Source organism: Colwellia demingiae (genome assembly GCF_007954275.1).
Classification (GTDB): domain Bacteria; phylum Pseudomonadota; class Gammaproteobacteria; order Enterobacterales; family Alteromonadaceae; genus Colwellia; species Colwellia demingiae.
In genome coordinates this window covers 486,853-510,573 of sequence record NZ_VOLT01000004.1, presented here as the reverse complement: position 1 = coordinate 510,573, position 23,721 = coordinate 486,853, and the positions used below count along the sequence as shown (strand labels likewise).

At 37.4% G+C, this 23,721-nt stretch carries 21 protein-coding genes; 3 read left to right on the top strand and 18 right to left on the bottom strand.

Annotation, left to right across the window (positions count from 1 at the left end):
- The first annotated feature begins 118 nt into the window (after positions 1-118).
- On the top strand, positions 119-922 hold the full coding sequence (locus tag ESZ36_RS10310) for an alpha/beta fold hydrolase (RefSeq protein ID WP_146787228.1): 804 nt from the start codon (positions 119-121) through the stop codon (positions 920-922).
- A gap of 203 nt (positions 923-1,125) precedes the next feature.
- Here ESZ36_RS10310 and eno read toward each other — a convergent pair whose 3' ends face one another.
- Positions 1,126-2,424 carry a phosphopyruvate hydratase gene (gene eno, locus ESZ36_RS10305; protein ID WP_146787225.1) on the bottom strand — a complete coding sequence of 433 codons (1,299 nt, stop codon included), beginning with the start codon at positions 2,422-2,424 and terminating at the stop codon, positions 1,126-1,128.
- Positions 2,425-2,586: 162 nt separating this feature from the next.
- On the bottom strand, positions 2,587-4,215 hold the full coding sequence (locus tag ESZ36_RS10300) for a CTP synthase (protein ID WP_146787221.1): 1,629 nt from the start codon (positions 4,213-4,215) through the stop codon (positions 2,587-2,589).
- Positions 4,216-4,568: 353 nt separating this feature from the next.
- Between ESZ36_RS10300 and ESZ36_RS10295 the strand changes: the two genes are divergently transcribed.
- Positions 4,569-5,165, top strand: a complete 597-nt coding sequence (locus tag ESZ36_RS10295; RefSeq protein WP_146787218.1) for a DUF4202 domain-containing protein — start codon at positions 4,569-4,571, stop codon at positions 5,163-5,165.
- A 116-nt stretch (positions 5,166-5,281) separates the two neighbouring features.
- Here the strand turns inward: ESZ36_RS10295 and ESZ36_RS10290 are convergent, their stop codons facing one another.
- From ESZ36_RS10290 to rlmD, 5 genes are all read right to left on the bottom strand, one after another.
- Positions 5,282-5,686 carry a YbaN family protein gene (locus ESZ36_RS10290; RefSeq protein ID WP_246129053.1) on the bottom strand — a complete coding sequence of 135 codons (405 nt, stop codon included), beginning with the start codon at positions 5,684-5,686 and terminating at the stop codon, positions 5,282-5,284.
- A gap of 76 nt (positions 5,687-5,762) precedes the next feature.
- Positions 5,763-6,359, bottom strand: a complete 597-nt coding sequence (locus tag ESZ36_RS10285; RefSeq protein ID WP_146787216.1) for an RNA methyltransferase — start codon at positions 6,357-6,359, stop codon at positions 5,763-5,765.
- 44 nt (positions 6,360-6,403) lie between these two features.
- The gene (mazG, locus tag ESZ36_RS10280; protein WP_146787213.1) at positions 6,404-7,240 is read right to left on the bottom strand and encodes a nucleoside triphosphate pyrophosphohydrolase; all 837 of its coding nucleotides are present in this window, start codon (positions 7,238-7,240) and stop codon (positions 6,404-6,406) included.
- A gap of 85 nt (positions 7,241-7,325) precedes the next feature.
- Positions 7,326-9,539 carry a GTP diphosphokinase gene (gene relA / locus ESZ36_RS10275; RefSeq protein ID WP_146787210.1) on the bottom strand — a complete coding sequence of 738 codons (2,214 nt, stop codon included), beginning with the start codon at positions 9,537-9,539 and terminating at the stop codon, positions 7,326-7,328.
- Between the two features lie 66 nt (positions 9,540-9,605).
- Positions 9,606-11,015, bottom strand: coding sequence for a 23S rRNA (uracil(1939)-C(5))-methyltransferase RlmD (gene rlmD, locus ESZ36_RS10270; RefSeq protein ID WP_146787207.1), 1,410 nt, complete (start codon positions 11,013-11,015; stop codon positions 9,606-9,608).
- A gap of 187 nt (positions 11,016-11,202) precedes the next feature.
- Here rlmD and barA point away from each other — a divergent pair, with 187 nt between their 5' ends.
- A complete protein-coding gene (gene barA / locus ESZ36_RS10265) occupies positions 11,203-14,049 on the top strand; it encodes a two-component sensor histidine kinase BarA (protein ID WP_146787205.1) in 2,847 nt (948 codons plus the stop codon).
- A gap of 92 nt (positions 14,050-14,141) precedes the next feature.
- On the opposite strand, the gene ESZ36_RS10260 is transcribed toward barA, so the two are convergent.
- From ESZ36_RS10260 to rpoE, 11 genes are all read right to left on the bottom strand, one after another.
- The gene (locus ESZ36_RS10260) at positions 14,142-14,390 is read right to left on the bottom strand and encodes a hypothetical protein (protein ID WP_146787202.1); all 249 of its coding nucleotides are present in this window, start codon (positions 14,388-14,390) and stop codon (positions 14,142-14,144) included.
- Between the two features lie 141 nt (positions 14,391-14,531).
- The gene (gene pdxJ / locus ESZ36_RS10255) at positions 14,532-15,272 is read right to left on the bottom strand and encodes a pyridoxine 5'-phosphate synthase (RefSeq protein ID WP_146787199.1); all 741 of its coding nucleotides are present in this window, start codon (positions 15,270-15,272) and stop codon (positions 14,532-14,534) included.
- Positions 15,273-15,323: 51 nt separating this feature from the next.
- Positions 15,324-16,079 carry a DNA repair protein RecO gene (recO, locus tag ESZ36_RS10250; RefSeq protein WP_146787196.1) on the bottom strand — a complete coding sequence of 252 codons (756 nt, stop codon included), beginning with the start codon at positions 16,077-16,079 and terminating at the stop codon, positions 15,324-15,326.
- A 14-nt stretch (positions 16,080-16,093) separates the two neighbouring features.
- The gene (gene era, locus ESZ36_RS10245) at positions 16,094-17,011 is read right to left on the bottom strand and encodes a GTPase Era (protein ID WP_146787193.1); all 918 of its coding nucleotides are present in this window, start codon (positions 17,009-17,011) and stop codon (positions 16,094-16,096) included.
- A 3-nt stretch (positions 17,012-17,014) separates the two neighbouring features.
- Positions 17,015-17,809 carry a ribonuclease III gene (gene rnc, locus ESZ36_RS10240; RefSeq protein ID WP_146787404.1) on the bottom strand — a complete coding sequence of 265 codons (795 nt, stop codon included), beginning with the start codon at positions 17,807-17,809 and terminating at the stop codon, positions 17,015-17,017.
- Between the two features lie 44 nt (positions 17,810-17,853).
- Complete coding sequence (gene lepB / locus ESZ36_RS10235; protein WP_146787190.1) at positions 17,854-18,786, bottom strand: signal peptidase I; 933 nt, start codon at positions 18,784-18,786, stop codon at positions 17,854-17,856.
- Between the two features lie 92 nt (positions 18,787-18,878).
- On the bottom strand, positions 18,879-20,669 hold the full coding sequence (gene lepA / locus ESZ36_RS10230) for a translation elongation factor 4 (protein WP_146787187.1): 1,791 nt from the start codon (positions 20,667-20,669) through the stop codon (positions 18,879-18,881).
- A gap of 123 nt (positions 20,670-20,792) precedes the next feature.
- Positions 20,793-21,269: a SoxR reducing system RseC family protein gene (locus ESZ36_RS10225; protein WP_146787184.1), complete on the bottom strand. Its 477-nt coding sequence runs from the start codon at positions 21,267-21,269 to the stop codon at positions 20,793-20,795.
- Positions 21,262-22,275 carry a MucB/RseB C-terminal domain-containing protein gene (locus tag ESZ36_RS10220; RefSeq protein WP_146787181.1) on the bottom strand — a complete coding sequence of 338 codons (1,014 nt, stop codon included), beginning with the start codon at positions 22,273-22,275 and terminating at the stop codon, positions 21,262-21,264. Before ESZ36_RS10220 ends, ESZ36_RS10225 begins: the two co-directional genes overlap by 8 nt.
- A gap of 57 nt (positions 22,276-22,332) precedes the next feature.
- Positions 22,333-23,034: a sigma-E factor negative regulatory protein gene (locus ESZ36_RS10215; protein ID WP_146787178.1), complete on the bottom strand. Its 702-nt coding sequence runs from the start codon at positions 23,032-23,034 to the stop codon at positions 22,333-22,335.
- Positions 23,035-23,080: 46 nt separating this feature from the next.
- Positions 23,081-23,707, bottom strand: a complete 627-nt coding sequence (gene rpoE, locus ESZ36_RS10210) for an RNA polymerase sigma factor RpoE (RefSeq protein ID WP_011044865.1) — start codon at positions 23,705-23,707, stop codon at positions 23,081-23,083.
- Between the last annotated feature and the right edge of the window lie 14 nt (positions 23,708-23,721).

Here is a 23,721-nt window from a genome sequence, read left to right as displayed (position 1 = left end):
ACAATCAGCTGAACTGATATATATCAATGAAGTTTTATAGCTGAAAAATAAGAACTTGTTGACAAAATTGAAACACCCGTTTAAATTTTGTGTTCACCTTTATCATCAAATAAACTCAATGCCAAAAAATGTTATAAATTTTGCCCACGCTAATGGGTTCCCTGCAGGTAGTTATCAAACATTATTTAATTACCTCCCTGAAAGTACACACGTTATCGCATTAGATAAGTATGGTCATGATCCTAAAATGCCCATTAACCATAACTGGCAGGCTCAAGTTGAAGAGTTAATAAATCATGTTGAATCGCAACAAGTTGATGGCAATAAAGTCATTTGTCTTGGCCACTCATTTGGCGGTGTGATTTCTTTTATTGCTTGCTGTCAAAGACCCGATTTATTTAAAGGGCTTATCATGTTAGATCCTCCTGCATTAAGCGGGGCTGGCGCACTTGCTGCTAGGTTGTTGAAGAAGACTAAATGGATAGATAAATTTAGCCCTGCAGGTCGTGCTAAAAACCGTCGTAGTCAATGGCCATTAGGGTCTGATATTGGTGCGTTATTTTCTGGAAGGAAACTATTTAAAGCATTCGATAGTCGCTGTTTAGCTGATTATATAACGCATGGTATTTGTGAACGTAATAATCAATTGGTATTGAGCTTTGATGCACAAGTTGAAGCAAATATTTTTAGGAATATCCCTTCGAATTTATCCAGTTATAAAAATAAATTAACCGTACCTGCAACCTTGGTATACGGTGACACTACCGATGTTTTCCCTCATCACATTTTTAGTCGCTTTGTGAAACTTAATAAGCACATAAAACTTAAAACGGTTACAGGCGGACATATGTTTCCTCTTGAAAGTCCTGAACAAACAGCTTTGTTAATCACTGAGATTATAAAAGATTTTCCTGATACTTAAATATTAAGGTTTAAAACTGTAAGCATAAAAAAACGCGACCTAAGTCGCGTTTTTAATATCTAATATTCATCTATTCAAATAGCATTCATAATGATTAATACTGAAGCTAGTAGTTAAAAGAACTAGGCGCTTGCACGGAGCTGACGATAGTCAGTGAGTACATGCTACGAAGTAATTTTATTCACTGGCAAAAGTATTGAGCATTATTGGCCTTTAACTTCTGACAAACCGTTAAATATAGCTTTATCACCTAAGTACTCTTCAATACGTAATAATTGATTGTACTTAGAAACACGGTCAGAACGACATAAAGAACCTGTCTTGATTTGACCTGCTGCTGTACCTACCGCTAAATCAGCAATAGTTGCATCTTCAGTTTCACCTGAACGATGAGAGATAACAGCAGTAAAGCCAGCATCTTTAGCCATTTTGATAGCAGCTAACGTTTCAGTTAATGTACCAATTTGGTTAAATTTGATTAAGATAGAGTTACCAATACCGTTTTCAATACCACGCGCTAAAATCTTAGTGTTTGTAACGAATAAATCATCACCAACGATTTGAACTTTATCACCTAATAAATCAGTTTGGTATTTGAAACCATCCCAATCTGACTCGTCTAAACCATCTTCAATTGAAACGATAGGGTATTCTTTACAAAGCTCGCCTAAGAAGTCAGAAAATTCGTTAGCCGTAAATTGCTTGCCTTCACCAGTAAGGTCGTAAATACCTTTGTCCGCATCGTAAAACTCAGAAGCAGCACAATCCATCGCTAACGTTACGTCTTTACCTAATTCGTAACCAGCAGCTTCAACAGCCACTTTGATTACTGCTAATGCATCGGCATTAGATTCTAAGTTAGGAGCAAAACCACCTTCATCACCAACAGAAGTACTCATACCTTTTGAAGATAATACTTTTTTAAGTGCGTGGAAAATTTCAGCACCCATACGTAAAGCTTCACGGAAACTTTTAGCGCCAACAGGTTGAACCATAAATTCTTGGATATCAACATTGTTATCAGCATGCTCACCACCATTGATGATATTCATCATTGGTAATGGTAATGAGTAAACACCTGGCGTGCCATTTAAGTCAGCGATGTGTTCGAATAATTGAACTTTCTTTTCGTTTGCAGCTGCTTTAGCCGTTGCTAAAGAAACAGCAAGAATTGCGTTAGCGCCAAATTGTTCTTTATTTTCTGTGCCATCTAAATCGATCATGATTTGATCAATGTTAGCTTGGTCTAAAGCACTTTGACCAATAAGAGCTGCTTGAATGTTAACGTTTATTGCTGCAACAGCTTTTAAAACACCTTTACCTAAATAACGTGCTTTATCACCATCACGTAATTCAAGAGCTTCACGTGAGCCTGTTGATGCACCAGAAGGAGCTGCGGCACGACCAAAAGCACCTGATTCAAGATATACATCGGCTTCAACGGTTGGGTTACCACGAGAATCCATGATTTCACGTGCTAAAATTTTGCTAATCTTTGACATTATCATTCCTACTAATTTTGATGACGCTCAAACAAACTGCTGAGCAATAAAGTTAATTTTTAATTTTGCTATGACTACACTTATAAACGTATAGGATAATGTTCTTCCTAAACTTAAAGCAAAAACCGCAGCAATAGCTACGGTTTTATATGGTGTCTTCGGTTAGCTTTTCTGCAGTTTAAAACTGGCTGCAACAAAGCTTTCGAATAACGGATGACCATCACGTGGAGTAGAATTAAACTCAGGATGGAATTGACCCGCTATAAACCATGGGTGATCCGCTATTTCAATCACCTCAACTAAACTTTTATCTGACGATAAACCCGAGAAAATCAAACCAGCTTTGCTTAATTGTTCTCGGTAGTTATTATTTACCTCAAAACGATGACGATGTCTCTCATTGATTGTTTCACTACCATATACGTCGCAAGCCTTGGTACCTTTCACCAAGTGGCACAATTGTGAACCTAAACGCATAGTGCCACCTAAATCTGATTGCTCATTTCGGTACTCAACTTGGCCTTCTTCGTCTAACCATTCACTGATTAAGCCAACCACTGGGTATGGAGTTTCACTATTAAATTCAGTACTGTGCGCATCGGTTAAACCGGCAACATTACGAGCAAATTCAATTAAGGCTACTTGCATACCTAAACAAATACCTAAATAAGGTACTTTGTTTTCACGCGCATATTGTGCGGTTAAAATTTTACCTTCAACACCACGTTCACCAAAACCACCAGGGACTAAAATAGCGTCCAAGTCAGCTAACATCTCAACACCTTTGACTTCTACATCTTGCGAGTCAATGTATTTGATATTTACAGTTACTTGGTTTTTAAGACCTGCATGTTTTAAGGCTTCGTTTACTGACTTGTAAGCATCAGGTAATTCAGTGTACTTACCAACCATACCTATAGTCACTTCACCGATAGGATTTGCCTCATGGTAAAGTACTTCTTCCCATTCAGTTAAGTCTGCTTCAGGTACGTCTAAACCAAAGCGCTTAACAACTATTTCATCGGTGCCTTGAGCTTTTAATAATGCTGGTATTTTATAAATACTGTCCACATCACGCATTGATACAACCGCTTTCTCTTCAACATTAGTGAAGAGTGATATTTTAGCGCGTTCGGCGTTAGGGATAGCACGGTCTGAACGACATACTAAAATGTCAGGAAAAATACCGATAGAGCGTAAATCTTTTACTGAATGCTGCGTTGGTTTAGTTTTGATTTCACCTGCCGCAGCCAAATATGGTACTAAGGTCAAATGCATAAACATAGCACGATCACGACCAACCTCTAATGCCAATTGACGAATAGCTTCTAAGAAAGGTTGTGATTCCATATCACCAACTGTACCGCCTATTTCTACCATAGCGATATCGTAACCTTCAGCACCTTCAATAACACGACGCTTAATATCGTTAGTGATATGAGGAATAACTTGGATGGTAGCGCCTAAAAACTCACCTTTACGCTCGCGGGCTAAAACATCTTGGTAAATTCGACCCGAAGTAAAGTTATTACGTTTAGTCATTTTGGTGCGGATAAAGCGCTCATAATGGCCTAAATCAAGATCGGTTTCTGCGCCATCTTCGGTAACAAAAACTTCGCCATGTTGTATAGGGCTCATGGTACCTGGATCAACGTTAATATACGGATCAAGTTTCAGCATGGTAACTTTTAAACCACGCGCTTCAAGAATTGCTGCCAATGAGGCTGCGGCAATGCCTTTACCAAGAGACGATACTACACCGCCAGTTACAAAAATATATCTAGTTGTCATGTCTACACCGATGTCAGAAAAACAGAATTTTGTGCTTAATTGGTTAATATTTATAACTTTATTTCAAGCTAACTTTTATAAATGACTCTATATACTTGTATTTAGTAAGACTAAAACACAGTAATAGTGTAAATATTAAGTTGTTGAAATAGGAGTTTTGCCAAACAAGCAGGACGGGAAAGTATTATACGTAAAAGCTAAAGGAACAACAATAACAACAAGCCATCACAGCTATAAATTTGTCTATTTTTTATTATTTTTGTCGTTAACTTAATTTGCTTTGATACTTTTTTTATAAGTAGTTGCGTATAATAACGCAACTTACCTGAATTAAGCCTTAGATTGACTTTAAAATGACTATAGAAAATTTAAACAACACCTTATCCGCCATTGACGAAATTAATCGCCAAGACCCAAATACAATTTTGGTTAATGGTGAGAACCAAGCAAAAGAGTTAGTTTACGGACAACAAATGACTGACTGTTTAAACTTATATTGGCCTGAAGCGAATGAGCTATTAAAAATTGCGGTTAGAGCACAGCATATAAAACGTTGGCAGTTAAAGCGTACTGAATTTTCCGAAGGGAAAGCAGGCTACTATCAGTGGCGAATTGCCCAAGGAAAGTTTCATGCAGAACTAACAGCAAGTATTATGATTGAACAAGGTTACACTGTAGAAGAATCAGAGCAATGCGCTGCAATTATTAGAAAAGAAAACTTAAGCACTAATAATGATAGCCAAACCTTAGAAGATGTCGCCTGTTTAGTTTTTCTTATGCATTACTTTGATGAGTTTGCAGCAAAATATACCGAGCAAGATAATGAAGCCAAGATTGTTCGTATTGTGCAATTAACATGGAAAAAAATGTCTGAACAAGGACATGATATTGCTTTAACTTTAACGCTGCCTGATCATTTGGCCGCCATAGTTACTAAAGCGCTTAGTTAGCCAATTTATTAGCCACCTTTTAATCTCTAAAATGACAATGCTGACTTATCTAGTTTAGTGCTTATAGCTTTTACAACTATTGAGCCAGCACCCTTTATTTATAACCAACTTATTCATTATTTACTCTCGGGTAAGCGCAATATAAAAATAAACGGACCAATAACCAAAGCGACTACAAGCGCTGTTAACATTGCACTTTGCAACATAAAAGCCGACCAACAGACTGAGAGAATCATAGTTAATAAAGCGATTCTTTTAGCTTTTCTAGGAATACTCCGATATTTTTGCCAATCATGAATTAATGGCCCAAATGTTTTATTGGCTAAAAGTTTTCGCTGCATTGCAGGGGAGGATTTAGCAAAGCAGGCAGCTGCTACTAGTAAAAATGGTGTCGTTGGTAAAATAGGTAATACCACACCTAGAATGGCTAAACCAACAAAGAATATTCCCGTGACTTTTAGAATTAACACTTTACCTTTATTTCCAGCTTGGGCTAATTGGTATTCCATTTCTGAATTCAAATAATAACTCCCTTTGCTCATAAATTATAAGTGAAAAATAGACTAAATAATAATAGCCATACATTTAATGTTAGCGCTACTTAACTTTTGAGGTGTTATTGGTATCACGACTTTTTCGAATCAACGCATTGTCCGCTAACATTGAGTCTTCTTGACTAGTCAAAGATTTTGCTAGTCTGTCATAAAGTAAAACATTAACCGTAGCCGCTAGATTCATACAGCCCACAGTTGGCACATAAACGACATCATCAGCTATATCAATGACCTCTTGTTTTATCGAACTATCTTCAGGGCCGAAAATATAAACAGCCTCAAGGGGATGAATAAAATGTGGTAACGGCGTTGCACCTTCAACTAAGTCTACACAGATAATTTTAGCAGACGATGGAATACTTTCCAGTGAGTCTTTTATGCTTATAAAACTTTCTACCTGCACTAACGGGATTTTATCTATCATGTTGAAGGTATCAGTTTGTAGAGTCTGTTTATGATACTTGGCAGCTTGGGCATACCTATTACCATTATAAATAATTTGATCCGCTTGATAACAACCTGCTGCACGCATTACGGCACCAACATTAGTTGGGGTTTTTGGATTAGTTAGCGCTATGGTAACGTGAGTTGTATTTTGTGCTTTATTTGGAGAGTTTTTTGCTGTCATATTTTCGGTCATATTAAATATCTTATTTCTGGGTATAAACGTATCGAGAAATGTTCTTATACTTTCTTTTCTTGGATTTTAACTTGCTGCCAATAATGTTCTAGTTCAGCTAAGTCATGTTCAGTAAAACTTTTGCCTGATTGGTTTACTTGTTCTTCAACACCAATGAAGCGTTTGCTAAACTTTTTATTCGCCTGGCGAAGCAATGTTTCTGGATCTTCTTTGGCATGACGACATAAGTTTACTACCGCAAACATTAAATCACCTAACTCTTCGGCTAATGCCTTTTTATCGAGAGAGTCAGCTTCTAGCTCGTCCTTAACCTCTTGTACTTCTTCTTCAATTTTAGCGAAGACATCAGGCATGTTATCCCAATCAAATCCCACATGAGAACAGCGTTTTTGAATTTTTGCTGCTTGTGATAATGCGGGTAAGTTTTTTGGAATATCTGCCAAAATACTTAATTTACCAAGAACCGCATCTTTACCCACATTTTGTTGATTTTTTTGCTCTCTTTCTAGCGCCTTTTCATTTTCCCAATTGGCTTTGATTTCTTCATCTGTTTGCAAACTTGCCTGAGCAAATACATGAGGATGACGTCGGATGAGTTTTTCACAGATTGCCGCTATCACAGTATCTAAGTCAAAATGTTGCTGTTCCTTACCTAATTCGCTATAAAAAATCACCTGAAAGAGTAAGTCTCCAAGCTCCTTCTCAAGCTCGACGAAATCACCTTGTTCGATTGCATCAACCACTTCATAAGCTTCTTCTAACGTGTGACTCGTTATAGAAGCGAAATCTTGTTTAATATCCCATGGGCATCCTGTTGTAGGATTCCGCAATTGAGTCATAATCCAACGTAGTTTTTCTATTGAGGCTTGTTCATTTAACATTTTATTTTACTTCTTCGCTTTATTATATTTATCATTATTTAAGACACCGGATTGAGTTACTCTCCAGAGCAACTCCCGAAAGTAACTAAAGTCGCCTTACTTGGGTAACATCATCCAGTTGGCGTAATTTATCCAAGACGCGCGTTAATAATTCACTGCTAGCGACTTCTAATTTTAGGTTCATACTCATCGTTTGTTTTACTTTATCAGTATTACTATCCATGCCAACAATACTTACTCTTTCATTAGCAATAATGGTCGAGATATCTCGTAATAAGCCTTGTCTATCGCTGCCGATAATTTGTGCTGTGGCTTGGTAACTTATTTTATTCTCACTTCCCCATTGTACTTCAACTAACCGCTCAGGTTGTAAATTAAGGGCATTAGCCAATTGTTCACAATCTTGTCGATGCACAGAAATACCCCGACCTTGAGTAATAAACCCCGAAATTGTATCACCGGGAACAGGCTGGCAACACTTAGCCATATGCGTGAGTAAATTACCAACCCCGGAAACAGTAATACCATTATCGTCTTGCGCTAAGGCTTTACTGGTTGTCGTTTGTTTAACTAAACTTTGCGGGTCTATTTCAGGTTTAGGCTTTAATTTACTATCAAGTTGGGTAAAGTGGTTGATAACTTGCTGTAATCTCGCGTTACCACTACCTATAGCAGCATAAAGATCATCGACAGTTTTCATATTAAAGCGTTTTGCTGCCGCTAATAAGTCCGTAGAGGCTAAGTCATACTTAGCTATTTCGGTATCAAATAACTCTTTACCCAAAGCAATGTATTTATCTCTATCGAGTAATTTAAAAAAGTGCTGAACTTTTGCACGAGCCCGTGAGGAGTGAATATAGTTTAAATTAGGGTTAAGCCAGTCTCGGCTCGGATTAGGTTGTTTACTGGTAAGTATCTCCACCTGATCACCTGTTTGCAACTGGTGGGTAAAAGGTACTATTTTTCCAAAGACTTTTGCACCAATACAGGTATGGCCAACATTAGAATGAATATAATAAGCAAAATCTAAAGGAGTTGAACCCATAGGCAAATCGATAACATCGCCACCAGGGGTGAATACATAAATTCGGTCCTCAAATACCTGACTTCGTAATTCATCAAGCAACTCACCACTTTCAGCAACATCATCTTGCCATTGCAAAATTTTTCTTAACCAGCCAACTTTATCATCAAAACTATTACTTTTACCGCTCGCATTCCCTTCTTTATAACGCCAATGCGCCGCGACACCGAGCTCAGCATCATCATCCATTTGCTTGGTTCTAATTTGTACTTCAACCGATTTTCCCTCTGGCCCTAGAACTACTGTATGTATTGATTGGTAGCCATTAGCTTTAGGGGTCGCTACATAATCATAAAACTCTTTTGCAATATGCTGCCATTCTGTATGAACAATACCCAATGCCGAATAACAATCTTGTACGCGCTCAACCACCACACGTACGGCTCTAACATCAAAAAGCTGCTCAAAATCAAGAGATTTTTGCTGCATCTTCTTCCAGATACTGTAGATGTGCTTAGGGCGTCCATAAACCTCGCCTTTAATGGCTAAAGCATTCAGTTCGCTATTTAAGTGACCAACAAAGCTGGCCATATATTGCTCGCGTTCTAGTCGAGTTTCATCTAAAAGTTTAGCAATTTTTTTATAAACTTGCGGGTGAAGATAACGAAAAGAAATATCCTCTAGCTCCCATTTTAATTGACCGATTCCTAAACGGTTCGCTAACGGTGCGTAGATATTCGCGCTCTCTTTTGCTACCAGTACACGCGTTTCTTCATCACTATTTTTCTTTTCGCGTAAATCACATAAACGCTCAGCTAACTTGATCACTACAGCACGAACATCATCCACCATAGCCAATAACATACGGCGAATATTGTCTATATTTTGTGGAGCCTGATCACTTAACTGATTACTTTGTTGGCGTAATGCTTTAATAGCTGCCATTTGCTCAACACCTTGACAGAGCATTAGGATATCTTTAGAAAAGTGTTCTTTAACAAATTCTATTTCAATAATATCATTCGCTAATAATGGTGAGATAAAAGCCGCGACTAACGAGTCAGCATCTAGGTTAAGGCCACTTAAAATCTCAACCATTTCCATGCTTTTATGAAGCAATTGCTGTTTCTCAGCACTTTCAGGCTGATAACAGTTTGATACTTGTAACCATAAAGCAGACAAAGCATTTTTTTTGATATCGGTTAACGCTAAATCGATTAGCCAATGCTCAAAGCTTTGCACTGTTATTTGATGTGATTTACGCACGGAAACCATGGGTGTTCCTTTCTCTTTGATTGGTTAGCTTAACATTGAAATTTAAGGGTTTTCTGATATTTAATGCTAACTAGTATGAGTAAATAATACCATAGTCTCAACATGCTTTGTTTGTGAAAACATATCCATGAGTGATATTTTCTCAAGCTTGTAGCCCTGAGAAACAAGTATTGCACTATCTATTGCTAATGTTGCTGGATCGCAGCTGACATACAACACGCTGGCTATTTTTAGTTCCGCAATTTGACTCACCGCTTGTTCTGCGCCAGCTCTTGCGGGATCAAGTAATACTTTATCAAAAACCTGTCCTTTTACCCAAGACTCTAATAGCCAATGACTATTCAAATCAGCTTGGTAAAACTGACAATTATCAAGTCCATTAATAAGCGAGTTCTGCCTGGCTTTATCAACCATGACTTGCAATCCCTCAACGCCCACAACACGTTTTGCGTGTTTTGCTAGCGCTAAGCTAAAATTTCCGAGACCACAAAACAAGTCCAATACATTATCGGTAGCTGAAATATTTAACCAAGTTAAGGCTTGGCTTATCATTGCATTATTAACCTGATGATTAATTTGTATAAAGTCACTACTCGAAAAATAAATTTTATTTTCATCAGCTAATTCATATGATAGTTCAGAAGAACTTTCTCCTTTGATACCAACTAGCGGCAGTTGTTTGTTACCATCATCAATAATGACATGCCAACAATATTGCTGAGCATATGATTGCCAAAGCCCGATATCAGTTTCGTTCATAGACTTTAGCTGTCGAACAACAAGTACAACTTGATTATCTTTTTGTATTTTCTCTTCCGAGTTTGTATCAATAATATCCGCTTGGATCACTTCTATATGCCCAATGGCAGACTTTACGGTAAGTTGTGCCAATAACTTCTTTAACAAAGGAAAAATAGCATTAAGCGGTTCAACTAAAACAGGACATGACTTAATTGCTGCTAGTTGATTGGTTGATTTTTGCCTAAAACCAATCGTCGCTTGAGCGTTCTTATCGAATTGCACTCCTATGCGAGCTTTACGACGGTAATGCCAAGGAGAGCTTTTTATTGCGGCCTGCCAAGGTAGCTGTGCTGTATTAATTGCAGCAGGAAAATTTTGAGTGCTAAAACTTCGGGAAAATAAGTCAGTAATTTTTTGTTGTTTAAAAAGTAACTGTTCTTCTAAATCAAGCATTTGCAAATCACAGCCACCACAAAGACCAAAATGCTGACACTGAGGTATAACTCTACTATCACTTTGTTTATCAATTGAGATAAGTTTAGCGCGGGCATACTTACTTTTCTGCTCAATAACCTTTACATCAACAATTTCATTGGGTAAAACACCTGCTATAAAAATTGGCTTATTCTGCCAGCGGGCAACACCTACACCATTCATGTCAAGTTTATCAACGGTGACGGTCAATCGTTGATTAGCCGTTTTTGGTTTTACTGCTGCTTTATAATAATTTGCCATTTTCACCCTAGAACTTACGCTAATATAATTAACTAATTAATGCTTATTTTGAAGTAGCTTAGCCATCTACACTATAAATTTATCGCAGCTTATGAGATTATTTATGTTAAGTTGGATAATCATTTAGATAGCTAATTATTTCAGTGGGTATTTTACCCTAAATTTATCACAAAAGTTCAACAAAAAAATGCATAAAATAAGCCTGAAAGACTGGGTTATCATACTCACTATTATACCAACCACCTTAATCGGTTTTGGTTTAGCTAGTTATTTTTCTTATAGCCGCTCTGTTGAACTTAATGACTTTCTCGAACAACGCGCTAAAAGCATAATTGAACCGATCGCAATTGCCAGTAAAGATCCTTTATTGAGCAAGAACAGAGATAAACTTCGTCAACTGATCGGCTTTACTCACCGTAATCAATCAAGCATTGTAAAAAGCATTGTTATTTTTACCGAAGATAATCAGGTTTTTGTTACCAGTGCTTATCATGGTGATACCAATTTAATGCGACTAAAAGCTGGGGTAGAGTTACCAAACCACACTAATATTGAAACATTATCTGATTATATAATTTTTAGAACCCCCATTATAGATGAGAACTATAACAATCAGACCAACGCAAAAATTACAGCAATTGCCAGTTCTCAATATAATTATGCTACCAATAACTCAAAACCAGTAATTATTGGCTATATAGCCATGCAAATTGATAAAAGCCACCTTAATTTTCAACAACAAAGTCAGTTTATAGTCGCATTTGCTTTTGCCCTACTTGGCTCATTACTTAGCGCTATTTTTGCAATTAGGCTCATTAAGAAAGTAACGAAGCCTATTAATTCTATGGTGCAAGCAATTGAGCGAATAAGAGAAGGGAAATTAGAGAGCAGAGTAAGTGGTCAACTCATTGGGGAGCTGAATTTTTTAAAGAATGGTATTAATGCCATGGCACAGTCGCTCGACGGTTACCAAAATGAAATGCAAGCGAGTATCGATCAAGCCACAATAGATTTACGAGAAAGTTTAGAGCAATTTGAAATTCAAAATGTCGAACTTAGTATTTCCAAGCGAAAAGCGCAAGAAGCCAACAGAGTAAAGTCTGAGTTTTTAGCTAATATGAGTCATGAGTTACGAACGCCACTCAATGGAGTAATAGGCTTTACTCGACAAGTACTAAAAACACCACTCACTGAAAATCAACGTGATTATTTACAGACAATTGACCGTTCAGCAAACAATTTATTGACCATAATTAATGATATTCTCGATTTTTCAAAACTTGATGCCGGTAAAATGGTTACTGAAAACATTCCTTTTTCTTTAAGAGAATCGATTGATGAAACCCTTACATTGTTGGCTCCATCAGCCCATAAAAAGAATATTGAATTATCTATAAACCTTCCACAAGAATTACCTGACTCTCTTGTTGGTGACACCATGAGAATAAAACAAATTATCACCAACTTGGTCAGTAATGCGATAAAATTCACGCCACAAGGTTCTGTTGCTGTAGATATAACCAGTGAAGAAGTAAGCCAGAATAATATAAAATTAAAGGTCATTGTTACCGACACTGGGATTGGTATGACTACCAACCAGCAAAGAACCATTTTTGATGCTTTTACGCAAGCAGATCAAAGTATCACCCGCTTATATGGTGGTACTGGGTTAGGTTTGGTGATTTGTCAGCGACTTGCCCAAGAGATGAACGGCGATATAGGTTTTAGCAGTGAGAAAAATCAAGGGTCAGTTTTTTGGTTTACTTTCCAATGTGAAATTAATGCAATGCCGTTAATGTTAGAGTTAGATAATCAGCATCTGGCAAATAAAACGGTACTTTACTTTGAAGAAAACAATCATAGTCGGGAAGCCACAAAAAACGTATTAAAGCACTGGAAAATGCGTGTTACCAGTGTAATAAATCGCCATGAGTTATCACAAGTACTTTCTCATAGTAGTCAGACCCAACGAGGCTTTGACTATGCACTTATAGGCCACAATCAAACAGCCACAGCGCTAAGCGAATTGAAAAAAACGATTGCACAAGTACAGCCAATTTCCAGCAATATACACCTAGCTTTAAATAATACTTCACCAAGCTTACAAGAGGCATTGATTGCCAGTGGTGCAATAAGTTGTATGAGCAAACCTTTATCGCCAACGACCTTAAGCCGAGTATTACAGCCAGTTATCAAAACTCAGGCCGAAAAGCTCACTCTGAATGCACCTATGGATAAAGTATTACCTATAAAAGTGTTGGCTGTTGATGATAATGAGGCCAACTTAAAGTTAATTAAAGCATTGTTGTTAGAGCAAGTAGCTGAGGTAGTTGAAGCCGACAATGGCATGTCAGCCGTAGAACTCTGTAAAGTCGAAACTTTTTCTTTAATTTTCATGGATATTCAAATGCCTATTATGGACGGCATTAGTGCTCTAAAAGAAATAAAGCAGTTAACTAACAATAATAACACTCCCATCATAGCCGTTACTGCACATGCACTTAGTGGTGAAAGGGAAAAAATGCATCAACAAGGTTTTAATGCCTACATGACAAAACCAATTGATGAAACGATGTTACGTCATATTATTTATGAGTATTGCGACTTCGACCACCTAGTAAGCTCAACGGCTCCGGTAATTTCACCTGAAGTTATTAACCAGGATGACTCACTTTCAAAGGTAATTGATTGGCCTTTAGCTCTAAAGCGTAGCGCCAATAAAGCTGATTTAGCAAAAGAAATGTTATTAGGTTTAGTTGAAAGTTTACCCGAAACTCAACTAAGTATTCGTGAAGCAATTGACGTTCAAGATATCGCACAAATAAAACGTCTTGTTCATAAACTTAATGGCGCTTGTTGTTATACTGGAACCCCAAATTTAGCCAAAATTACCGTTCAATTAGAAACCCAATTAAAAATGGGCTTGAGTACTGAAGAGCTTGAACCGGAGTTTTTAGAGTTTTTCGAACATATAGATCAGGTATTATTTGCAGTACCTGAAGCGCTTAAAGAAATGAGTGAAAATAGTCATTAACTAAGTAAAAGTGAGTAAAACAACTATAGAGTTTGTTTACTTGGGAGGTAATAGGAGTCTTATTTATTTGTTAAATAATAGCTTCTTACTAGTTAGCGAATGGTGATATTTGGTGATGTATCTATATCACCATCCTCAGTAATCACGGCGATACCACCACTACATTGAAGTACAGCTAAACTATGTCCATTGTCATTACGAACGAAGCTAAGCTCATAACCAAATTTCCCTAGGCTACTAGCAGAAAATTTTTGCGCCAATGATAATTTATTCCACCAAACCGACTGCTCTGGAGTCTCCTTTCTACGCTCGAGCATTGGTTTCATCTGTGTCTGCATCATTAATCCCACCTATTTGTATGCTGAATCCCTTATACAGCGTATTCCTTAAAGTGTAGACCATAATTTGTAAAGTGTAGACTATAATTTTAACAAATATAAAATAAGTGAGTTTATTAAATCATGCCTTACGTTAACTATTTATTAAGTATTATAATTTCTTGCTTCTAACATCAGTTGCTTCATATCTCTAACAGCTTTATCTAAGCCATCAATTGCCGCACGCGCGATTATGGCATGGCCAATATTCAACTCGATAATTTCTTTAATAGCAGCAATAGGCTTCACATTAAAATAATTTAAACCATGACCAGCATTAACTTTTAATCCTAAGCTATGCGCATACTTAATACCGACAGTTAGGCGATCAAGTTCTATCAACTGCTCTTCTTCTGAGCTTAGGTCTGCATAATGTCCCGTATGAATTTCTATATAAGGAGCTTTACTGGCAACCGCAGCATCAATTTGTGCTTTATCAGCATCAATAAATAAACTTACGGCTATACCCGCAGCCGTTAACTGCTCTGTTGCTTTAGTTATTTTATCTAATTGCCCTACAACATCTAAACCACCTTCAGTGGTAAGCTCTTCACGTTTCTCAGGAACTAAACAACAAAATACTGGTTTCACATCACAGGCTATGGCTACCATTTCATCTGTGACTGCCATTTCAAAGTTCATACGAGTATGTAATGTTTGTTTTAAAACATGAATATCTCTATCTTGGATATGACGCCTATCTTCGCGCAGGTGAACAGTAATACCATCTGCTCCGGCATGTTCTGCAACGCTTGCGGCATAAACAGGGTCAGGGTAATTAGTACCTCGCGCCTGTCTTAGTGTGGCAATATGGTCAACGTTTACACCTAATAATAATTCAGACATTTTCATTCTCTTTTTTGATTTTTTATAATGTTTTTCTACTATGTAAATTGCTCAACTGTATGCTTTGTTTGCAAAAAGTTTACGGCTATTTAATGGCTTATTCCCTAACAGCTGGTTAATAACCTGTCTCATTAGCAACTTAAAAGTATAACTAACTTCTGCTGTCACCTTACTTTCGGATAACGAGCTTTCAGTTAACGAGTTTCCGGATAATGAACTTTGGTCTAGAGATCCCCGCTGGGCAATTACTTGTAAATGGGTTTTATCGAAGCATTGAGTACTATTCTTTGGAAAAGAACCATATACAGGCACAAAGCCTTGCTCAGCGATATAATGAAAGTAATTAGCATCGTGCTCAAATACAGGGCTAAAGTCAAATGACAATCCTAATTCTTCAAGCAGCGCTAATTCAAATAAACGTAATTGTGGGGCTATTTCTTCGCCTTGAGCTAAGGCTGTCAAAGTTGTTTGATATTGAGAAAATAAGTGCTGACAAGCAATTTGCTCTGTTAATAAACGAATCAATAATTCATTAATATAAAAAGAGCTAAATAGGCTATGTTTTATCAGCGAATATGATTTGGCAATTGAGTTTATTTGAGTAATATACTTAATATTTCCATTACCTTTTAATGTTAATCTTAGCGGTAAAAAAGGCTGAATTAAGCCTTTTTTTATAGAACGCTTAGATTGTCCAACATATACTAAGGCCGTCACCTTACCATCTTGCTCTGTTAATAAATCAACTAACTGCTGATTTTCCCGGTACGGGCGACTATGTAAAACAAATGCTTTTTGTTCAATCATTTACCTCATTCCAACTAGCCTGAGTAATCATCACCATAACCTAAACTGCGTAATGCTCGTTCATCATCTGCCCAGCCTGATTTCACTTTTACCCAAGTTTCAAGGAAGACTTTACTCTCAAATAAATTTTCCATATCTCGTCTGGCTTCTTGACCAATGGTTTTCAAGCGCTCACCTTTATTGCCAATCACCATACGTTTTTGACTGTCTCGCTCAACTAATATAAGGGCATTTATATGAATAATCCCCTTATCATCCATCTTAAATTGCTCTATCTCTACAGTGATAGAGTAAGGTAACTCATCACCAGTAAAGCGAATCAACTTCTCTCGAATAATTTCAGAAGCCATAAAGCGACTAGAACGATCAGTAATATGATCTTCAGGGAACCAGAATACTCCTTCAGGAAGAGATGTTAAACATAACTGGCGAATGGTATCAACGCCGTGCCCCTTAGTCGCACAGATAGGCACAATATCTCTAAAGTCATGCATAGCACCTAATTTTTGTAGGTGAGGTAATAGCTCATCTTTATCTGGTATATTATCCGTTTTATTAACGACCAATATACACGGTGTGCCACTTTGTCTAACTTTAGATAAAACCAACTCGTCATCTTGTGTCCAATGAGTTCCTTCAACTAAAAACATTATTAGCTCAACTTCCGCAATTGAGCTACTTGCAGCACGGTTCATTAGTCTGTTTATGGCACGTTTTTCTTCTGTGTGTAAACCAGGAGTGTCTACCAATACAGCTTGTCTATTTTCTTCAGTCAAAATTCCTAAAATACGGTGACGAGTAGTTTGCGGTTTTTTAGAAGTAATACTAATTTTTTGCCCTAATAAGGCATTTAGTAACGTTGATTTACCAACATTTGGGCGACCGACAATAGCAATTAAGCCTGCATAGGTATTCGAGGTATCGTTGTGCATAATTTATTTTCTCGTGCTGCTATTTTTGCTTGAGCTGCTTGGGTTACTTTTAGTATGTCGGGGATTTGCTAATTTAGCTTGTTTTGTTGGTTTTATTTTTACTTCTTTTTCTTTTTCTCTTTCTTTTTCAATTAAAGCAAGTATCTGCTGAGCAGCTTCTTGCTCTGCTTTTCGACGACTTGTTCCTTTAGCGATGACGACTTCACTGATCACTGACGTTTGGCAACGAACGGTAAATTCTTGGTTATGAGATTGCCCAGTTGTATCAATTACTTCATAAGTAGGAAGAGGGATCTTTCTTCCTTGTAAAAATTCTTGTAGGCGAGTTTTAGGATCTTTTTGTTCATTACCCGGTTTAATCACCGTTAATCGTCTTTCGAACCAACTTAAGATAAGTGCTTTACAACATTCGATATTTGAATCTAAATATACAGCACCAATAATGGCTTCAATCGCATCTTCTAATATAGATTCACGATGATGACCGCCACTTTTTAATTCACCAGGCCCTAATATTAAGCATTCACCCAAGTTAAAGTCTCGTGCAACTTCAGCTAACGTTACTCCTTTAACTAGGCTAGAGCGCATGCGAGTAAGATCGCCTTCGTCATGTTTTGGGAACTTATCATAAAGCGCTTCAGCAATAACAAAACCTAAAATAGAATCCCCTAGGAACTCAAGTCTTTCATTATGAGCGCCCTTGGCACTTCGATGTGTAAGTGCTTGCACCAATAATAATGGTTCATTAAATTCATAACCAAGCTTTTTGGTTAATCTAGCAAGATTGTGAGGATTAATTTTCACGATATAACTCTTTATGCCATGTAAAAAAAGTAGCCATGTTAAATAATTTCGCCGATGCGATCAAAGCGTACACCTGATGGTAACCACTGAGGTAAAATACTGTCTTCGCTTCTATCGAAGTCGAAACTCATCCAAATCGCAACAGCCTCACCGACAAGATTTTGTTCAGGAACAAAGCCCCAAAAACGACCGTCTAAAGAGTTATCGCGATTATCGCCCATAACAAAGTAATGCTTAGCTGGGACCAAAAATTCATCTGCGGCAGTACCTGCTTGCGGGAAGTAGTGAGCTACCCGAGGTAAGGTTTGACGATCATTTAATACTTGATGGCTTTTATTTAGCATCTTAGATTCAAATTCATTCATACCAAGCTCAGCATCTGGGCCTACGTACTTACCAACAAGGTTTTGTTGTATTTGTTCAAAATCAGGACATTTAGTATCAGACTCTTGGCAAGCTCGCTTGATATAAAGTGATTTATTTCGGTAAATAATTCGGTCACCTGGCAAGCCAATTACGCGCTTAATAAAATCAACTTTAGGGTCTTGTGGATACTTGAATACAACAACGTCACCGTGTTCAGGTAAACCGTTTTCAATAAACTTGTGTCTTAGCACTGGATCTTTTAACCCATAATTGAATTTATTCACTAGAATAAAATCACCATCAAGTAATGTTGGCATCATCGAGCCTGATGGTATTTGAAATGGTTCGTACAAAAAAGAGCGTAGAATTAAAACAAAAGCGATCACTGGAAAAATTTGTACCGCGGTATCTACTAATGGCGATGGTTCTGTTAGCGTTGCTAGCGCTTGTGGTGTTAATTCAGCTGCACACGATTCTTTCGCTGATAGTTGCGCGGCACTAGCTTTCAATTTTCGCTGTGGTGCCAAATAGAACTTATCAGTAAACCAAACGATTCCTGTTAATACGGTAATTATCACTAAGATAATGGAAAAATAAACGGCCATACACTTCCTATTTTAAAATTCTATCAAGTAAAGTTTTAGCGACAAGCATTTATTTACTGTCGCTACTTTAGAAATTAACTTAACAGCTTAAACTAACTATCAAGTTTAAGAACGGCTAAAAATGCTTCTTGTGGCACTTCAACATTGCCCACTTGTTTCATGCGTTTTTTACCATCTTTTTGCTTTTGTAGAAGCTTCTTCTTACGACTAATATCACCACCGTAACATTTAGCGGTCACATTTTTACGTAGTTGCTTCACGGTAGTTCGCGCTATAACATTGTTACCAATAGCGGCTTGTATTGCGATATCAAACATTTGACGATGTATCAGCTCTTTAAGCTTATCTACCAGTAATCGTCCACGCGCGACCGAGTTTGCTCTGTGAGTAATCATAGCGAGGGCGTCAACACGGTCTCCATTAATCATGACATCAACTCTAACCATGTCTGCAGCTTCAAAGCGGATAAAATGATAGTCTAATGAGGCATAACCTCGACTGGTTGACTTAAGCTTATCAAAAAAGTCCATGACCACTTCAGCCATAGGAAGTTCATAAGTAACTGCAACTTGGTTTCCGTGATAAATTAAATCTTTTTGCACGCCGCGTTTTTCAATACACAAGGTAATGACATTGCCTAAATATTCTTGTGGTACTAAAATATTCGCTTGAACGATTGGCTCTCGAATCTCCTCAATATTATTAATTGCAGGAAGATCTGCCGGGTTATCTATAGAAACAACTTCGCCGTTAGTAGAAGCAATCTCATAGTTTACTGTTGGCGCTGTAGTAATTAAATCTAAATCATATTCACGGGCTAGGCGTTCTTGAATTATTTCCATGTGCAACATGCCAAGGAAACCGATACGGAAACCAAAACCTAATGCTGAAGAGTTTTCTGGTTCAAAAAATAATGATGCATCATTTAAGCTTAATTTGTTAAGCGCATCTCTGAAGTTTTCATAATCATCTGAGCTTATAGGGAAAATACCAGCATAGACTTGTGGTTGCGCTTTTTTAAAGCCAGGTAACGCTTTTGCTGTTTCTTTCTTACTGATAGTGACGGTATCACCTACTGGCGCACCATGAATTTCTTTAATACCAGCAATGATAAAACCTACTTCGCCAGCTCTTAATACACCAGTGTCTGTTTGTTTTGGTGTAAATATGCCGACTTTATCGATTTGGTGAACTTGTCCGGTAGACATCACCAACATTTTATCGCCTTTTTTAACTTCACCATTGATAACACGAACAAGTGAAACAACACCTTGGTAATTATCAAACCATGAATCAACAATTAACGCTTGCAGCGGTTCATCTATACTGCCTTTAGGAGAAGGAATATTTTTGACAATAGTTTCTAAAACATCTTCAATACCAATGCCTGTTTTAGCTGAACAAGTTACAGCGTCAGTAGCGTCGATACCTATGATGTGTTCAATTTCTTCACATACACGTTCAGGATCTGCTTGGGGTAAATCAATTTTATTTAAAATTGGTAAAACCTCTAAATCCATGTCAAGCGCGGTATAACAGTTAGCAACCGTTTGCGCTTCAACTCCTTGTCCGGCATCAACAACGAGTAATGCGCCTTCACAAGAGGCTAATGAACGTGATACTTCATAAGAAAAGTCAACATGTCCGGGCGTGTCGATAAAGTTTAACTGGTAAACTTCACCATCTTTCGCTTTATAATCTAAAGTAACACTCTGCGCTTTAATTGTTATGCCACGCTCTCGTTCAATGTCCATTGAATCTAGCACTTGTGCTTCCATTTCACGCTCTTGTAAACCGCCACAATGCTGAATTAGACGGTCAGAAAGTGTTGATTTACCATGATCGATGTGGGCAATAATTGAGAAGTTTCGAATATTTTTCATAAAAGGCAGTCAAATAAAAGGCGTTAAAATAATATAATGGCGTGATTTTAACGAATTTACTGCCTTGGGGCTATCTTTTGTTCAGATATCTTTTGTTTCAAGCAGTAACAGGCTAATACTCTTTTAATCGAGGTTTGGAGAAGGAAGAACTTCAATAATTTTAGGTTGTAAATTTTCGCTTTGTTTACCTTGTTTTTGCTGATATTTAGCGAATCGATATCCTAAATATCCTCCAATAAGACCAAATCCTAACGCAAATAATTCATGAGGTAATATTTGTTGTTTTAACAACCATTGCCCTATAGCGGAAAAAGTAATTAAGCCAAAGAGAGGAAATAAGTAAACCTGACCAGCACTCGATAAAATATGCTTTTCAGGTAAAGCTAAAATGACACAATCACCCTCCTTCAAAGGGACTCCAGTAACGCTGATATCATAGGGTAAAGTTAAAGTAAGTTTAGCTTGTGGCAATGCTTTAGCTATTTGTCCGCTGCCGCAAGTATCAACTTGTGCACAACCACTGCACGTTGACTTTATTTGACTTGTAACCGTAACTTGCCCTGCTTGGATAGCGACAACATTAGCTAACTCTTTAATCATCTTGCTGTTCTCCTTTCGAGTGCAGAGCATTGTCTTTTACATTATCAATTACAGCTGGGGCGATTGATTCGGCGATTTTTTTGGCCGTTGCTAAAGGGATGTCACCAACAATGCCAACTTCTATCCCTTGCAGAATATGATTATAAACCATTGTAGCCCCATCACTCGCATATTCAGGCGCTCTAAATTTTTCTTGGCTAAGGTTAACATAAACAGATACTTCAACTAGACCATCGGAGAACAGCATAAATTCAACCGCTTTTTCATCATCTTGGTTATGACTATTTAATTTATGTTGATTAGATTTTACCACAGTAAAACCTTGTGGCAGCCAGTCAACTTGCCAGGAAAGCGCTTTATTATATTGTTGTGTTACTTCAACAACCTCAGGTAATTCAGTTAACTGAAACTGTTCTAGATTATCTGTTAACTGCTCATTTACTTCAATATGAGTAAATTGAATTTGCTCTAGTAATTGTCCTTGACGTGTCAATACCGCCATTTTTAACAACAACCCTGTTTTCTGATCAAGCCAAAGCCAATAACTAAAACGATATTTATCTTTTGATACTATGCGAACAAGTTGAGCCACACGGCCAAGAATTCGGCTGCGCCCAACAGAAATAAAACGATAACTTTCTTCTAGCTCACTAATATTACCACGAAAAATCGTTGGAATTGGACTTCTAACATCACTAGAAATTATGGAATAAGGTTCTTGCTCAGGTTCGATATAACTAACAATATCGCCTTGGCGCAAAACATCACGGCGAGGACCGTTGAGTCGAGTGAAAATTTCTAATTCTTGCTCATTTTCACCAATACCATGCAACCAATGATAAGGCTCTGCTTGGTTATTTTTAACCACAACAAATGACGTTGAGAAATTGAGTTGACGAAGTGAATTGGTGAGTCGCTCTAGGGAAAGCTTCGCGGATTCGGTATCAGCAGTTATTGCTGATACATTAAAGCTTAACAGCAATAATAAAAATGCCGATAGTTTCATAAATTCTCAAAAAATGATGGCTGAAAGTGTAATTATCAACTAATTCAGCCAATCAAGCTATTTTATATTACTACCTAATTTAACTTGTTGATTATGATCTTTCAACAGTGCTTGTAAGCGGCGCTGTTGCGCAATTCTATCAGAAGCTAATTGTTCATTCATTGCTTGCTGAGTTTGTTGCCTACTTTGTTGGCTTTGCTGAGTTGGAGTAGATTGAACATTGAAGCTAACAGGATTTGCATAACCAGATAAAGGCACTGTTTGTACGACTTGACTTGGCGTAACTGTGGAATTGTCTATCACATTGTTTTGGACACCTACAATCATTAAAGCAGCAGCAGAAGCAGCTATGGCAACCTGCCCCATAGGCTTAATCAAATTAGCAATTTTTGCTTTAAAACGATTGCTAGCATCAACAACATTGTTAGTCTGTTGAGCTGCTGAATTATTACTGATAGAAACATTTTCATCAGTAGATAAATGACTATTTTTTCCAGAGGTTTTCATAGAGGAGTTGGGCGATAAAATAGTGGCTTCTTGCGCAATAGCTGCAGAAATTGTTTCACTTAAATCTAGTTGCAACGATTGTGGCACTTCATCGCGTAATACATCACCTATTAAATGATAGTTTTGCCACGTACTTGATAAGTGTTCATCCTTGAGCATGTTATCAACTAAATGCGCACTGATACTATCATCTGTTGATGGAGAGTAATTATCGACTAATGAAGATATTGACTCTGTTTTAATTTCACTCATATTTTACCTTAAAAACACTTAGTTAAATTTTGCTTTGACAAATGACTTAATTATTTTTTTGCAACAAGGGTCTAATCTTCTTGTCTATGGCATCACGTGCTCTAAAAATACGTGAGCGCACGGTGCCTACAGGACACTCCATTATCGTCGCAATTTCTTCGTAGCTTAAACCTTCAATTTCTCGAAAATTAATTGCTAAGCGCAGATCATCAGGGAGTGACTCCATAGTACTAAAAATTACTTTTTTAATTTCAGCTGTCAGTAATATCTTTTCTGGTGAAGCATTCTCTCTTAGCGCATCACCGGTATCATAAAGTTCAGCATCACTAATTTCGACATCATTACTTGGTGGTTTACGACCTAATGCGACACTATGATTTTTTGCACAATTAACAGCAATACGATATAGCCAAGTATAAAAAGCACTATCACCTCTAAAGTTAGGTAATGCTCGATATGCCTTAATAAAGGCTTCTTGGACAATATCAGGTACATCGCTATGATTTTTAACATAACGACTGACTAAATTAGCAACTTTATGCTGATATTTAGTTACCAGCAGATTAAACGCATTTTTATCGCCACGCTGAACCCGCTCAACTAACTGTTGATCTATATTTGGTTCGCTCTTTTGAGCCGTATCCTTTAACACTGACAATTGATTTGTACTCATATTTTCCATTGGCT